Origin of the sequence: Streptomyces sp. NPDC018947, assembly GCF_044390505.1 — a bacterium.
Classification (GTDB): Bacteria; Actinomycetota; Actinomycetes; order Streptomycetales; family Streptomycetaceae; genus Streptomyces.
Genome location: NZ_JBIRZD010000001.1, coordinates 252,212 through 267,630 on the forward strand (window position 1 = coordinate 252,212; position 15,419 = coordinate 267,630).

The window sequence follows — 15,419 nt, forward strand, 5'->3', positions numbered from 1 at the left end:
CCTCAGATCCCGTCCGCGAGAGGCGTGAGCGTCCGGTGCCGGCGCGCGGAGGGGACCCGGGGCTGCCCGCTCGCCAGGCCGAAGGTGGTGAAGGCGGTGCGGGCGGGCAGCGGGTACGGGTTCCGCCCGGTGAGGTCGTTGAGGATGGTGGCGCTGCGCCAGGCGGCGAGTCCGAGGTCGGGTGCGCCGACGCCGTGGGTGTGGGTCTCGGCGTTCTGGACGTAGACGGAGCCGGTGACACAGGGGTCGAGGACGAGGCGGAAGCGTTCGTCGACACGGGGGCGTTCACGGTGGTCGCGGCGCATGTACGGGTCGAGGCCGGCCAGGAGCCGGTCGAGGGGGCGCTCCCGGTGGCCGGTGGCGAGGACGACGGCGTCGGTGGTGAGGCGGCCGCGGGTGTTCTGCCGGGTGTCTTCGAGGTGGAGTTCGATGCGGGTGGCGGTGAGGCGGCCGGCGGTGCGGACGCGGACGGCCGGGGTGAGGACGGCGTCGGGCCAGCCGCCGTCGAGGGTGCGGCGGTAGAGCTCGTCGTGGATGGCGGCGCTGGTGTCGGCGTCGATGCCCTTGTGGAGCTGCCACTGTGCGGGCACGAGGCGGTCGCGGACGCCCTCGGGCAGGGCGTGGAAGTAGCGGGTGTGGTCGGGGGTGAAGTGTTCGAGGCCCAGCTTGGAGTACTCCATGGGCGCGAAGGCCTCGGTGCGGCCGATCCAGTGGAGGCGTTCGCGGCCCGCGGGGCGGTGGCGGAGCAGGTCGAGGAAGATCTCCGCGCCGGACTGCCCGGTGCCGACGACGGTGATGTGCCCGGCGGCCAGGAGGGTGTCGCGGTGGCCCAGGTAGTCGGCCGAGTGGATCACGGGCACGGTGGGGTCGTCGGCGAGGGGTCTGAGCGCGTCGGGGACGTACGGTTCGGTGCCGATGCCGAGGACGACGTTGCGGGTGTGGGTGCGGCCGGGGACCTCGGCCCCTGGGCCCGCGTCCAGCCGCGTGTGGTCGACCTCGAAGAGGGCGCGTGCGGGGTCCCAGCGCACGGCGTCGACCCGGTGGTGGAAGCGGAGGGCGGGGAGGCGGCCCGCGACCCAGCGGCAGTAGGCGTCGTACTCGGCGCGCTCGATGTGGAAGCGCTCGGCGAAGTAGAAGGGGAAGAGGCGTTCGCGGGCCCGCAGGTGGTTGAGGAAGGTCCAGGGGCTGGCGGGGTCGACGAGACTCACGAGGTCGGCGAGGAACGGGACTTGGATGCGGGCCCCGTCGAGGAGCAGGCCGGGGTGCCAGCGGAAGGCGGGGCGCTGGTCGTAGAAGACGGCGTCGACGGCGGTGAGGGGCTCGGCGAGCGCGGCGAGGGAGAGGTTGAAGGGGCCGATGCCGATGCCGACGAGGTCGCGGGGCGCGCCCGGGTGCTGCGGGGTGGGGGTCATCGCGGGGTGTGTCCTTCCACGAGGGAGATCAGGCCGGTCAGGTCCTCGGTGCGGATGTGGGGGTTGAGGAACGTCGCCTTGAGCCAGAGCCGGCCGCCGGCGCGGGCGCGTCCGAGGACGGCGCGGCCGGTGGTGAGCAGGTCGCGGCGTACTCCCGCGACGGCGCTGTCGGTGGCGTGGGCGGGCCGGAACAGGACGGTGCTGATGGTGGGCGGGGCGTGCAGGGTGAGGCGGGGGTGCGCGTCGACGAGGCCGGCGAACTCCTCGGCGCGGGCGCAGACGCCGTCGACGAGGGCGCCGAGTCCGCTGCGGCCGAGGGTCTTGAGGGTGACGGCGACCTTGAGGATGTCGGGGCGGCGGCTGGTACGTGGTGAGCGGCCGAGGAGGTCGGGGAGCCCGGCGTCGGTGTCGTCGTCGGCGTTCAGGTAGTCGGCGTGCTGGTGGAGCGCGGTGAGGTCGTCGGGGTCCTTGACGGCGAGAAGACCGGCGGCGATGGGCTGCCAGCCGAGTTTGTGCAGGTCGAGGGTGATGGTGTGGGCGGCGTCGAGGCCGGTGAGGCGGGCGCGGTGCCTCTCGCTGAACAGGAGGCCTCCGCCGTAGGCGGCGTCGATGTGCAGGCGGGCGCCGTGGGCCGCGCAGCGGCGGGCGATCTCGCGCAGGGGGTCGATGAGTCCGGCGTCGGTGGTGCCGGCGGTGGCGGCGACGAGGTGGGGGCCGGGGACGGTGGTGAGGGCTTCGTCGAGGGCGCCGGGGTCGAGGGTGCCGGCGGGGGCGGGCACGGTGACGGGTTCGGGGAGCCCGAGGAGCCAGGCGGCGCGGGGCAGGGAGTGGTGGGCGCCCGCGCCGTGGAGCAGCCGGAGCCCGGAACCGTGCTTCTCGCGGGCGAGGAGGACGGCGAGCTGGTTGGACTCGGTGCCGCCGGTGGTGACGAGCGCGTCGGCGGCTCCGGCCTCGCGGGCGAGGGCGCGGGTGACGAGGGCTTCGAGGGCGGAGGCGGCGGGTGCCTGGTCCCAGGAGTCGAGCGAGGGGTTGAGGGCGCTCGCGGCGAGGTCGGCGGCGGTGGCGACGGCGAGGGGCGGGCCGTGCAGGTGGGCGGCGCACAGGGGGTGGGCGGGGTCGGCGGCGCCTTCCGCGAGCGCGGTGACGAGGGTGCGCAGGGCGTCGGCGTCGCCGTGGTCGGGCAGGACGTCGCCGAGGGCGTCCCGGATCCGGGCGGTGACGGTGCCGGGGCCGCCGGCGGGCAGTGGTCCGCCGCGTGCGGCCGCACCGGCGCGCAGGGCGTCGAGCACGGTGTCGCACAGGGGGCGCAGGGCGTCGGGTCCGTGCGGTCCCGAGGCGAGGGGTGGCATGCCCATGGGCTGTCTGTCCTCCGGGCGCGATGCGAAGGGGCGGCGCGCCGCGCCTCGGTGAGGGCGGCGGCCGGTGCCGGGTGGGCCGCAGTACAGCTTGGGCCGTGCGGGGTGTCCGCGCCGGGGAAGTGGGGCGATCGGAACCCGAAAGGGGGTACTTCCGCGCGGTGATGTGTGCCGGCGCGGCCGGCCTCCGTCCTGGGGGAGGCCGACCGGACGGCCGGGGTCAGCCGGTGTGCGCCTGCCGGACCCGCAGGGCGCGGGCCAGGTCGTCGAGCTGGTCGACGAGCTTGCGGCGCAGGGCGGGGATCGGGTCGGCGCCGGAGAGGCATTCCCGGCCGAGGCGCAGCGTGTCGTCGTCGACGGCGTACGCGGGGAAGGCCCAGCGGCCGGCGGCGTCGGCGATGGCGGGGCCTCGACGGGCGGCGACGGCGACGGCCTCGGCGTAGTAGCGGGGGACGTAGTCCGCGACGAGGTCGGCCTGTTCGGGCTGCCAGAAGCCCTGGGCGGTGGCGGTGAACAGGTAGTTGGACAGGTCGTCGCGGGCGAACATGGCGTCCCAGGCGCGGCTCTTGGCCTCGGCATCGGGCAGGGCGGCGCGGCAGCGGGCGGCGCCCTCCTGGCCGGTGGCGCTGGGGTCGCGTTCGAGTTCGGCGGCGATGGCGCTCTCGTCGGTGGCGCCGAGGACGGCGAGGCGGGTGAGGATGCGCCAGCGCAGTTCGGGGTCGAGTTCGGGGCCGCCCGGAACGGTGCCGTCGGCGAGCCAGGCGGCGATGGTGTCGGGGTGGGCGGCGGTGTCGATGCGGTGGCGTACGGCGATCAGGCGCAGGCCGGGGTGGTCGCCGTCCTCGGTGCGGCGGATGAGGTCGCGGCACAGGTCGGTGAGGGTGGCGAGGGCGGCGGGCCGCTGACCGGGCGCGACGTAGCGGTTGGCGAGCTGGGCGGTGGCGAAGGCGAGGACGCCTTCGACGAGGGCGAGGTCGGTCTCGTGCGGGAGGTGGGCGCGGGCGGTGTCGAGGTAGGCGGCCGGGGCGAGTTCGCCGTCGCGGACGGCGTCGCGCAGGGCGTTCCAGACGACGGCGCGGGTGAGCGGGTCGGGCAGGCCGGACAGGGCGGTGCGGAGGGTCCGGGAGGACTCGGCGTCGAAGCGGATCTTGGCGTAGGTGAGGTCGCCGTCGTTGAGGACGACCAGCGCCGGGGCGGGTCCGGTGGAGGCGACGGCGGTGGCGCCGTCGGCGGGGAGGTCCACGTCCCTGCGTTCGCGCAGGGCCAGCCGGCGCGGGTCGTGCAGGTCGGTGTCGTAGACGCCGATGCCGGTGCGGTGCGGCCGCGTGCCTCCCCCGGCCGGGCCGGGCCGGTCCGTGGCGTCGTCGGGCGCGGCCCCCGCTCCGGTGCTGCCCCGGTGCTCGATGTGGAGGTGCCAGGTGCCGTTCTCGGCGCGCAGTTCGGGCACCAGGGTGTCGACGCCGGTGGTGCGCAGCCAGGCGTCGGCCCAGGCGTGGACGTCGCGTTCGGTGGCGGAGGCGAGGGAGTCGATGAAGTCGGCGAGGGTGGCGTTGCCGAACTTGTGCCGCTCGAAGTGGGCGTTGATGCCGGCGAGGAAGTCCTTCTCGCCGAGCCAGGCGACGAGCTGGCGCAGGGCGGAGGCGCCCTTGGCGTAGGAGATGCCGTCGAAGTTGAGCAGGGCGGAGGCGGTGTCCGGGACGTGCTCGGGTGCGACGGGATGGGTGGAGGGGCGCTGGTCGGCGTCGTAGCCCCAGGGCTTGCGGGTGACGCCGAAGTCGGTCCAGGTGCCGGTGAACCGGGTGGCCTCGGCGCAGGTCTGGTAGCCCATGTACTCGGCGAAGGACTCGTTCAGCCAGATGTCGTCCCACCACTTGAGGGTGACGAGGTCGCCGAACCACATGTGGGCCATCTCGTGGGCGATCACCATGGCGCGGGTCTGGCGCTGGGTCTCGGTGACGGCCGACCGGAAGACGAACTCGTCGCGGAAGGTGACCAGTCCGGGGTTCTCCATGGCGCCGGCGTTGAACTCGGGGACGAACGCCTGGTCGTAGGAGTCGAAGGGGTAGGGCTCGGCGAACTTCTCGTGGTAGCGGTCGAAGCAGGCGCGGGTGACGTCCAGGATCTCGTCGGCGTCGGCGTCGAGGTGGGGGGCGAGCGAGCGGCGGCAGTGGATGCCGAAGGGCAGGCCGCGGTGCTCGGTGCGCACGGAGTGCCAGGGGCCGGCGGCGACGGCGACGAGGTAGGTGGAGATCAGCGGGGTGGTGGCGGCCTTCCAGCGGCCGCCGCCGGTGTGCTCGGTGATGCCGTTGGCGAGGACGGTCCAGCCCTCGGGGGCGGTGACGGTGAGGTCGAAGACGGCCTTGAGGTCGGGCTGGTCGAAGGCCGCGAAGACGCGCTGGACGTCGTCGAGGAAGAGCTGCGTGTAGACGTACGTCTCGTCGTCGGTGGGGTCGGTGAAGCGGTGCATGCCCTCGCCGGTGCGGGAGTAGCGCATGGCCGCGTCGACGCGCAGTTCGTGCTCGCCGGGGGCGAGGTCCTTCAGCGGCAGCCGGTTCCCGGCGAGGGCGTCCGGGTCGAGGGGCTGTCCGTCGAGGGTGACACCGCGCAGCTCGGCGGGCTTGAGCTCGACGAAGGTGTCCGTGCTGCCCGTCCCGGCGCGCACGGTGAACCGGATGACGGTGCGGGAGTCGAAGGTCTCTTCCCCACCGGTGAGATCGAGGTCGATCGCGTAGTGGTGGACGTCGAGGAGCCGGGCACGGGTCTGCGCTTCGTCGCGCGTCAGTACGGACATGCACGACATGCTGCCTGATGCGGTGGGCACGGCACAGGGGCGGTTCGGTACGCGGAGTTTGTCCGCCCGGCGGCGGGGCCGCCGGGGGCCGCGGTGCCGGGGTGCGCGCGGTGCGGTGCGCGGGTGCGCGGTGCGGGGGTGTGCGCACGCCCGGCGGCGCCGCCCAGGGTCAGCGGGCGGCGGGGTCCGTGCCGTTGCCGGTGTCCTCCGCGATCCGCTCGTGGTGGTGGATCACCTCGGCCACGATGAAGTTCAGGAACTTCTCGGCGAACGCCGGGTCGAGTTTGGCGCTCTCGGCGAGGGCGCGCAGCCGGGCGATCTGCTGGGCCTCGCGGGCGGGGTCGGCGGGCGGGAGCTGGTGGCGGGCCTTGAGGTGGCCCACCTGCTGGGTGCACTTGAAGCGCTCGGCGAGCATGTGGACGACGGCCGCGTCGATGTTGTCGATGCTGTCCCGCAACCGGGTCAGCTCCTCGGTGACGGCGGGGTCGACGGCTCCGGTGTTGCTGGTGGTCATGGCCGATCACCCTACGGGCGGCGCGCCGGGTGCGGCAGTCCGTCTCAGGCCGTGGGCGGCCCGGGGTGCGGTGCGGCTCGTACAGTGGAGGAAGGGTCAGGCGTCTTGGGGGTTCGCGTGGCGAACGGTGGACCGGTCGAGCACGGCTTTCCGCATCTGGAGACGGTGCGGGCCGCCGTCACCGCGCTGTACCGGCGCCTTTCCTACGACACGGTGCGGATGTTCTCGGCGAGCGTGGCGCCGGTCGACGTGGCGTTCTGCGACACGGACGACCTGTATCTGGGGACGCAGCGGGTGGCGCGCGAGCTGGTGCGCCACTACCGGCTGCCGGACGCCCGGGTGATCGTCTCCTTCCGCGAGATGACCCATGCGGCCAACGTGGAGCTGGCGGCGGGCCCGGAGTACTTCGTCGAGCTGAACGACCGTTTCCGCACCCACCGCAGGGACATCGGCGCGGCCCTGGCCCACGAGGTGATGCACGTCTACCTGCACCGGCTGGGGCTGTCCTTCCCGGGGACGCGGGACAACGAGATCCTCACGGACACGGCGGCGACGTACCTGGGCGCGGGGTGGCTGCTGCTGGACGCGTACCGGGAGGACGAGGTGTCGTCGCAGAAGCTGGGGTACCTGACGCCGGAGGAGTTCGGCTACGTCCTCGCCAAGCGGGCGCTGGCCTTCGGGGAGGACCCCGCGGTGTGGTTCACCAGCCCGCAGGCCTACACGGCGTACACCAAGGGCCTGGCGCGGGCCCGCCGGGACGAGGAGCAGCCCCCGCTGACGGCGGCCGGCTGGGCGGGCCGCCGCCGCTACGCCCGCGACCGCCGCCACGCCCAGGACCCCCACGCGGCCCCGGCCCGCGACACCCCGTACACCTTCAGCCCGGACGCCCGCGGCCCGCTCCGCGTCTCCTTCCCCTGCCCCACCTGCCACCAGCGCATCAGAGTCCCGGTGAGCGGCCGCGTACGCGCCCGGTGCGGCCTGTGCCGGACGGTACTGGAGTGCGACACGTAGGGCGGGCCACGCCTCCGGACGCGGACGCCGGTCCTTCGTTCCGCGGCGGTCCCGGGTGACCCCGCCTCTCGGCTTCTTCGCGGGGCTTGGATACTTTGTTCGGCGCCGTCCCCACCGGCTGACCGTCCGTCCGTCCCGAGGAGCCGGCCGTGGATTCCGAGTCCACCGTCACGACCTGTTATCGCCATCCCGCGGTGGAGTGCCACGTCCGCTGCACGCGCTGCGACCGCTACATATGCCCCGACTGCATGCACGAGGCGGCGGTGGGCCACCACTGCCCGGAGTGTGTGCGGGAGGGGGCGCGGTCGGTGCGGCAGGCCCGGACGATCGTCGGTGGTCGGGTCTCGGCGACGCCCGTGGTGACGGTCGTCCTGATCGCGCTGAACGCCCTCGCCTACCTCGGCGAGCTGGTGCGGCCGGAGATCGTGGACCGGTTCGCGATGGTCGGCGCGCGGCTGGTCGGGCCGGACGGCGGCCACTACGTCCACCAGAGCGTGTTCCCGCCGGGCTTCCACGCCGAGGGTGTCGTCGCCGGCGAATGGGAGCGGATGCTCACCAGCGCCTTTCTCCATCTGGAGCCCACCGAGGGCCTGTTCGGCCTCCTGCACATCGTGATGAACATGGCCGCGCTGTGGCAGCTCGGCCGGGTCGTGGAGCCGATGCTCGGCCGGGTGCGGTACGCCGTGCTCTACCTGCTGTCGGCACTCGGCGGTTCCGTCGTCGTCCTGCTCCTCGCCGACCCGGCGCAGCCCACGGTCGGCGCGTCGGGCGCGATCTTCGGCCTCGGGGCCGCGTACTACGTCCTGGCGCGGCGGCTGGGCGCGGACATGGCGCCGGTCAACCGCTTCATGGCGTATCTGCTGCTGTGGCTGCTGATCTCCGCCGGGCTCACCTCCTGGCAGGGCCACCTGGGCGGTCTGCTCGTGGGCGGGGCGGTGGCCGCGGCGTACGCGTACGCGCCCCGCGACGGGCGCCGGACGCCGGTGCAGGCGGGTGCGTGCGTCGCGGTGGTGGTGCTGCTGGCGGTGACGGCGGCGGTCAGGGTGTCGGAGTTGTCAGGCGGAGGGATCCCCCAGTGAAACGTGCCGGTGTGCTGCTCCTCGGGGCGGCCCCCGTGATCGCCGCGGGCGTGTACTTCCTCGTGCCGGCGGACGCGGCGGACACGCCCGCCTCCCCTCCCGCGGCCACGGCCCAGTCGGCCCGTGAGGACGCCAAGGACCGGGCCGAGGAGGAACGGGAGGCGGACGACGCGGTGATCGCCGCGCTGCCGCCGGGGCTGGCCTCCCCGGCGAAGAAGGAGCTGGCGCAGCAGCTCGTGTCGAGCGCCGAGAACTCGACCACCGACTGGCGCAGCGCCTACGGCTCCATCGAGGACCCCGGGGAGGGCGACGGCTACACCGCGGGCATCATCGGTTTCTGCACCGGCACCCACGACCTGCTCGCCCTGGTCGAGCGCTACACCGAGGACCACCCGGACAACGGGCTGGCCGCGTACCTTCCCGCGCTGCGCGCGGTCGACGGCACCGACTCCCACGAGGGCCTGGACCCCGGGTTCACGGACGCGTGGCGGGCGGAGGCCGCGCTCCCCGCGTTCCGCAAGGCGCAGGACGAGGAGCGCGACGACGTCTACTTCCAGCCGGCGGTGCGCCTGGCCAAGCTGGACGGGCTCGGCACGCTGGGCCAGTTCGTCTACTTCGACGCGATGGTCTTCCACGGCCCCGGCATCGACGCGGACGGCTTCTACAGCCTGCGCGAGCAGGCGATGAAGAGGGCGAAGACACCGGCCGAGGGCGGCTCCGAGAAGGCGTACCTGTCCGCCTTCCTCGACGTGCGCCGCGCCGCGATGCTCGCCAAGCGCCCCGGCATCGACACCTCGCGCGTCGACACGGCGCAGCGCCGGTTCCTCGACGCCGGGAACATGGACCTGGACACGCCGCTGGTGTGGGAGATGTACGGGGAGACCTACCGGCTGCCCTGACAGACGACGCCCGCCCCTTCGTCCGGTCGGGGACAGGGCAGGCGCCGTCTCGGACGGTCCGGGGCGTACCCGCGGACCGCCCGCCCGCACGCCTTTGTACGGGACGTTCTGCAAACGCTCGTCAGACCGCCAGTGCGCGGTCCGTCGGCCGGATCGGGGCCGGCAGGTCGCTGGCTCCGGTCAGGTAGCGGTCCGCGCCGCGGGCCGCGGAACGGCCCTCGGCGATCGCCCAGACGATGAGCGACTGGCCGCGGCCGGCGTCACCGGCGACGAACACGCCCGGCACATTGGTCTGGAAGTCGGCGTCCCGGGCGATGTTACCCCGTTCGTCGAGCTCCAGGCCGAACTGGTCGACCAGGCCGTTCTCCCGGTCGGTACCGGTGAAGCCCATGGCGAGGGTGACGAGCTGGGCCGGGATCTTGCGCTCGGTGCCCGGCTTCGGGGTCGGCCTGCCCTCGACGAACTCGACCTCGTTCATGTGCAGCCACTGGACGTTGCCGTCCTCGTCGCCCTCGAAGTGGGTGGTGGAGACGGCGTAGACCCGCTCGCCGCCCTCCTCGTGGGCGCTGGTGACCTTGTAGAGCATCGGGAAGGTCGGCCACGGCTGGGAGACCGGGTTCCGCTCCTCACCGGGGCGGGGCATGATCTCGAGCTGGGTGACGGAGGCCGCGCCCTGGCGGTGGGCGGTGCCCACGCAGTCGGCGCCGGTGTCGCCGCCGCCGATGACGACGACGTGCTTGCCCTCGGCCGAGATCGGGGAGGTGACGTAGTCGCCCTCCTGGACCTTGTTGGCCAGCGGCAGGTACTCCATCGCCTGGTAGACGCCCTTGAGTTCCCGGCCGGGGACGGGCAGGTCGCGGGCGGTGGTGGCACCGGCGGCGATGACGACGGCGTCGTAGCGCTTCTTCAGGTCGGTCGCCTTGAGGTCGCGGCCGATCTCGACGCCGGTGCGGAAGCGGGTGCCCTCCGCGCGCATCTGCTCGATACGCCGGTTGATGTGCCGCTTCTCCATCTTGAACTCGGGGATGCCGTACCGCAGGAGGCCTCCGACGCGGTCCGCGCGCTCGTAGACGGCGACGGTGTGGCCGGCCCGGGTGAGCTGCTGGGCGGCGGCGAGTCCCGCCGGCCCCGAGCCGATGACGGCGACCGTCTTGCCGGACAGGCGCTCGGGGATCTGCGGGGCCACGTCGCCCGTCTCCCACGCCTTGTCGATGATCGAGACCTCGACGTTCTTGATGGTGACCGGCGGCTGGTTGATGCCGAGCACGCACGCCGACTCGCACGGGGCCGGGCACAGGCGGCCGGTGAACTCCGGGAAGTTGTTGGTGGCGTGCAGGCGCTCCTGCGCGGCCCGCCAGTCCTCGCGGTAGGCGTAGTCGTTCCACTCGGGGATCAGGTTCCCGAGCGGGCAGCCGTTGTGGCAGAACGGGATGCCGCAGTCCATGCACCGGCTGGCCTGCTTGCTGATGATCGGCAGCAGGGAGCCGGGTACGTAGACCTCGTTCCAGTCCTTGACGCGCTCCTCGACGGGGCGGGTCCTGGCGACCTCGCGCCCGTGGTTCAGGAAGCCCTTGGGATCAGCCATTGGTCGCCGCCTCCATCATCTTCTCGGTGATCTCGGTCTCGGAGAGACCGGCTCGCTCGGCGGCGTCCTTGGCGGCGAGCACTGCCTTGTACGTACGGGGAATGATCTTGCTGAAGCGGTCCGCGGCGGCCGGCCAGTCGGCCAGCAGCTTCCGGGCGACCGTGGACCCGGTCTCCTCGGCGTGGCGGCGCACGACGTCGTGCAGCCACTGCCGGTCGGCGTCGTCCAGCGCCTCGACCGCGTCGAGGTTGCCGGCGTTGACGTTGTCCCGGTCGAGGTCGACGACGTAGGCGACGCCGCCGGACATGCCGGCCGCGAAGTTGCGCCCGGTCTCGCCGAGGACGACCGCGTGGCCGCCGGTCATGTACTCGCAGCCGTGGTCGCCGACGCCCTCGGAGACGACCAGCGCGCCGGAGTTGCGGACGCAGAAGCGTTCGCCGACCCTGCCGCGCAGGAACATCTCGCCGCCGGTGGCGCCGTAGCCGATGGTGTTGCCGGCGATGGTGGAGTACTCGGCGAGGTGGTCGGCGCCCCGGTCGGGGCGGACGACGATCCGGCCGCCGGACAGGCCCTTGCCGACGTAGTCGTTGGCGTCGCCCTCCAGGCGCAGCGTGATGCCGCGCGGGACGAAGGCGCCGAAGGACTGGCCGGCGGAGCCGGTGAAGGTGATGTCGACGGTGTCGTCGGGCAGGCCCGCGCCGCCGAACTTCTTCGTCACCTCGTGGCCGAGCATGGTGCCGACCGTGCGGTTGATGTTGCGGATGGCGACCTGGGCGCGCACCGGCGCGGCGTCCGTGGCGTCCGTGGCGGCCAGCGCGTCGGAGGCGAGCTTGATCAGCTCGTTGTCCAGCGCCTTCTCCAGGCCGTGGTCCTGGCCGACGGCCTGGTGGCGCACCGCGCCCTCGGGCAGTTCGGGCACGTGGAAGAGCGGGGCCAGGTCCAGGCCCTGGGCCTTCCAGTGGTCGACGGCGCGGGTGACGTCGAGGGCCTCGGCGTGGCCGACGGCCTCCTCGATGGAGCGGAAGCCCAGCTCGGCGAGGATCTCGCGGACCTCTTCGGCGATGAAGCGGAAGAAGTTCACGACGTACTCGGCCTTGCCGGAGAACCGGTCGCGCAGCACCGGGTTCTGGGTGGCGATGCCGACCGGGCAGGTGTCCAGGTGGCAGACGCGCATCATGACGCAGCCGGACACGACGAGCGGCGCGGTGGCGAAGCCGAACTCCTCGGCGCCGAGCAGCGCGGCGATGACGACGTCGCGGCCGGTCTTGAGCTGGCCGTCGGTCTGGACGACGATCCGGTCGCGCAGGCCGTTGAGCAGCAGGGTCTGCTGGGTCTCGGCGAGGCCCAGCTCCCAGGGGCCGCCCGCGTGCTTGAGCGAGGTCAGCGGGGAGGCGCCGGTGCCGCCGTCGTGGCCGGAGATGAGCACCACGTCCGCGTGGGCCTTGGAGACGCCCGCGGCGACGGTGCCGACGCCGACCTCGGAGACCAGCTTGACGTGGATGCGCGCCTTGGGGTTGGCGTTCTTCAGGTCGTGGATGAGCTGGGCGAGGTCCTCGATCGAGTAGATGTCGTGGTGCGGCGGCGGGGAGATCAGCCCCACACCGGGGGTGCTGTGCCTGGTCCTGGCGACCCACGGGTACACCTTGTGGCCGGGGAGCTGGCCGCCCTCGCCGGGCTTGGCGCCCTGGGCCATCTTGATCTGGATGTCGTCCGCGTTGACCAGGTACTCGCTGGTCACGCCGAAGCGGCCGGAGGCGACCTGCTTGATGGACGACCGGCGGGCCGGGTCGTACAGGCGCTCCGGGTCCTCGCCGCCCTCGCCGGTGTTGGACTTGCCGCCGAGCTGGTTCATGGCGATGGCGAGGGTCTCGTGCGCCTCCTGCGAGATGGAGCCGTACGACATGGCGCCGGTGGAGAAGCGCTTGACGATCTCGGAGACCGGCTCGACCTCGTCGAGGGGGACCGGCTGCCGGTCGCTCCTGAAGCCGAACAGGCCGCGCAGCGTCATCAGGCGCTCGGACTGCTCGTTCACCCGCTCGGTGTACTTCTTGAAGATGTCGTACTTGCCGGAGCGCGTGGAGTGCTGGAGGCGGAAGACCGTCTCCGGGTCGAACAGGTGCGGCTCGCCCTCGCGGCGCCACTGGTACTCGCCGCCGATCTCCAGCGCCCGGTGCGCGGGCGCGATGCCGCTGGCCGGGTACGCCTTGCCGTGGCGGGCGGCGACCTCCTCGGCGACGACGTCGATGCCGACGCCGCCGATCTTGGTGGCGGTGCCGTTGAAGTACTTCTCCACGAAGGCCTCGTCCAGGCCCACGGCCTCGAAGACCTGGGCGCCGCGGTAGGAGGCGACGGTGGAGATGCCCATCTTGGACATGACCTTGAGGACGCCCTTGCCGAGGGCGTGGATCAGGTTCCTGATCGCCTTCTCGGGCTCGACGCCCGGCAGGAAGGTGCCGGCGCGGACCAGGTCCTCGACGGACTCCATCGCCAGGTACGGGTTGACGGCGGCGGCGCCGTAGCCGATGAGCAGGGCGACGTGGTGGACCTCGCGGACGTCTCCGGCCTCGACCAGCAGGCCCACCTGCGTGCGCTGCTTGGTGCGGATGAGGTGGTGGTGGACGGCCGCGGTGAGCAGCAGGGAGGGGATCGGCGCGTGCTCGGCGTCGGAGTGGCGGTCCGACAGGACGATCAGCCGGGCGCCGTTTTCGATGGCGGCGTCGGCCTCGGCGCAGATCTCCTCGATGCGGGCGGCCAGCGCGTCGCCGCCGCCGTGCACCCGGTAGAGGCCGGAGAGGGTCGCGGCCTTGAAGCCGGGCATGTCCCCGTCGGCGTTGATGTGGATGAGCTTGGCCAGCTCGTCGTTGTCGATGACCGGGAAGGGCAGGACGACGCTGCGGCAGGAGGCGGCGGTCGGGTCCAGCAGGTTGCCCTGGGGGCCGAGCGAGGAGCGCAGGGAGGTGACCAGTTCCTCGCGGATGGCGTCCAGCGGCGGGTTGGTCACCTGGGCGAAGAGCTGGGTGAAGTAGTCGAAGAGCAGCCGGGGGCGTTCGGAGAGGGCCGCGATCGGGCTGTCGGTGCCCATGGAGCCGATCGGCTCGGCGCCGGCCTTGGCCATCGGCGCGAGGATGACGCGCAGTTCCTCCTCGGTGTAGCCGAAGGTCTGCTGGCGACGGGTGACCGAGGCGTGGGTGTGCACGATGTGCTCCCGCTCGGGCAGGTCGGACAGCTCGATCTCGCCGGCTTCCAGCCATTCGGCGTACGGCTTCTCCGCCGCGAGCCGGGCCTTGATCTCGTCGTCCTCGATGATGCGGTGCTCGGCGGTGTCCACGAGGAACATGCGGCCGGGCTGGAGGCGGCCCTTGCGGACGACCTTCGCCGGGTCGATGTCCAGCACGCCGACCTCGGAGCCGAGGACGACGAGGCCGTCGTCGGTGACCCAGTAGCGGCCGGGGCGCAGGCCGTTGCGGTCGAGGACGGCGCCGACCTGGGTGCCGTCGGTGAAGGTGACGCAGGCGGGGCCGTCCCAGGGCTCCATCATCGTGGAGTGGTACTGGTAGAAGGCGCGCCGGGCCGGGTCCATGGAGTCGTGGTTCTCCCACGCCTCGGGGATCATCATCAGCACGGAGTGCGGCAGCGAACGCCCGCCCAGGTGCAGCAGTTCCAGGACCTCGTCGAAGGAGGCGGAGTCCGAGGCGTCGGGCGTGCAGACCGGGAAGAGCCGCTCCAGGTCCGGGGACGCGCCGAACACGTCGGAGACGAGCTGGGACTCGCGGGCGACCATCCAGTTGCGGTTGCCCTTGACGGTGTTGATCTCACCGTTGTGCGCGACGAACCGGTACGGGTGGGCGAGCGGCCACGACGGGAAGGTGTTCGTGGAGAACCGGGAGTGCACGAGCGCGATCGCGGAGGCGAAGCGGCGGTCGGACAGGTCCGGGAAGAAGGGTTCGAGCTGGCCGGTGGTCAGCATGCCCTTGTAGACGATGGTCCGCGCGGACAGCGAGGGGAAGTAGACGTCCGCTTCGCGCTCGGCGCGCTTGCGCAGCGCGAAGGCGCGGCGGTCGAGGGCGATGCCGTGCGAGGCGCCGTCGGTCACGAAGACCTGACGGAAGACCGGCATGGTCGAACGGGCGGTGGCGCCGAGCATCTGCGGGGCGACCGGGACCTCGCGCCAGCCGAGGACCGTGAGGCCCTCCTCGGCCGCGATCGTCTCGATCCGCGAGACGGCGTCGGCGGTGCCGTCCTCGGGCAGGAAGGCGATGCCGACGGCGTACGCCCCGGCCTCGGGCAGTTCGAATCCGGCCACCTCACGGAAGAAGGCGTCCGGCACCTGGGAGAGGATGCCCGCACCGTCGCCCGAGTCGGGCTCGGAGCCGGTGGCCCCTCGGTGCTCCAGGTTGCGCAGCACGGTGAGGGCCTGGTCGACCAGGGCGTGGGACGCCTCGCCGGTGAGGGTGGCGACGAAGCCGACGCCGCAGGCGTCGTGCTCGTTGCGGGGGTCGTACATACCCTGCGCGGCAGGGCGAGCATCCATGAAGGACCAGTTCTGGCCATTCGCGGAATGCTGGGACGGCTGGCGCGGCGTACGCATCGGCTCTCCCGTCGTCGTCTGTGGCATGTGGCAAATTGCCGAGGGACGACGTTGGCCCTCTGCTGGAGTGCAAAATTTGATGCAGGTTACATGATGGGGTCGCTCTCGTTAACCGGGACAACGCGTTCCATCATGCGGACACCGACGGGGTCGCGGAAGAGGTCTCCGCGCACTTCGCGGTGAAA

Annotated in this window: 9 protein-coding genes; 3 read left to right on the plus strand and 6 right to left on the minus strand. The window is 72.7% G+C overall.

The window, feature by feature from the left end:
* Positions 1–2 precede the first annotated feature (2 nt).
* The 4 genes from ACH499_RS01160 to ACH499_RS01175 form a co-directional block, all read right to left on the minus strand.
* The gene (locus ACH499_RS01160) at positions 3–1,412 is read right to left on the minus strand and encodes a lysine N(6)-hydroxylase/L-ornithine N(5)-oxygenase family protein (protein ID WP_399013102.1); all 1,410 of its coding nucleotides are present in this window, start codon (positions 1,410–1,412) and stop codon (positions 3–5) included.
* A complete protein-coding gene (locus ACH499_RS01165) occupies positions 1,409–2,767 on the minus strand; it encodes a pyridoxal phosphate-dependent decarboxylase family protein (protein WP_399013103.1) in 1,359 nt (452 codons plus the stop codon). Before ACH499_RS01165 ends, ACH499_RS01160 begins: the two co-directional genes overlap by 4 nt.
* A gap of 220 nt (positions 2,768–2,987) precedes the next feature.
* A complete protein-coding gene (gene pepN, locus ACH499_RS01170) occupies positions 2,988–5,567 on the minus strand; it encodes an aminopeptidase N (protein ID WP_399013799.1) in 2,580 nt (859 codons plus the stop codon).
* Positions 5,568–5,727: 160 nt separating this feature from the next.
* Complete coding sequence (locus ACH499_RS01175) at positions 5,728–6,072, minus strand: chorismate mutase (RefSeq protein ID WP_356200012.1); 345 nt, start codon at positions 6,070–6,072, stop codon at positions 5,728–5,730.
* A gap of 117 nt (positions 6,073–6,189) precedes the next feature.
* On the opposite strand from ACH499_RS01175, the gene ACH499_RS01180 reads away from it, so the two are divergent.
* The 3 genes from ACH499_RS01180 to ACH499_RS01190 all read left to right on the plus strand — a co-directional run bounded on the left by ACH499_RS01180 (position 6,190) and on the right by ACH499_RS01190 (position 9,061).
* Complete coding sequence (locus tag ACH499_RS01180) at positions 6,190–7,083, plus strand: hypothetical protein (RefSeq protein ID WP_356200014.1); 894 nt, start codon at positions 6,190–6,192, stop codon at positions 7,081–7,083.
* Positions 7,084–7,232: 149 nt separating this feature from the next.
* A complete protein-coding gene (locus ACH499_RS01185; RefSeq protein ID WP_356200016.1) occupies positions 7,233–8,162 on the plus strand; it encodes a rhomboid family intramembrane serine protease in 930 nt (309 codons plus the stop codon).
* Positions 8,159–9,061 (plus strand): chitosanase, encoded by a 903-nt coding sequence (locus ACH499_RS01190; protein WP_399013106.1) that lies wholly within the window; start codon positions 8,159–8,161, stop codon positions 9,059–9,061. Before ACH499_RS01185 ends, ACH499_RS01190 begins: the two co-directional genes overlap by 4 nt.
* A 121-nt stretch (positions 9,062–9,182) precedes the next feature.
* On the opposite strand, the gene ACH499_RS01195 is transcribed toward ACH499_RS01190, so the two are convergent.
* Positions 9,183–10,646: a glutamate synthase subunit beta gene (locus ACH499_RS01195; RefSeq protein ID WP_399013108.1), complete on the minus strand. Its 1,464-nt coding sequence runs from the start codon at positions 10,644–10,646 to the stop codon at positions 9,183–9,185.
* A complete protein-coding gene (gene gltB, locus ACH499_RS01200; RefSeq protein WP_356200022.1) occupies positions 10,639–15,177 on the minus strand; it encodes a glutamate synthase large subunit in 4,539 nt (1,512 codons plus the stop codon). Before gltB ends, ACH499_RS01195 begins: the two co-directional genes overlap by 8 nt.
* Positions 15,178–15,419: the final 242 nt, after the last annotated feature.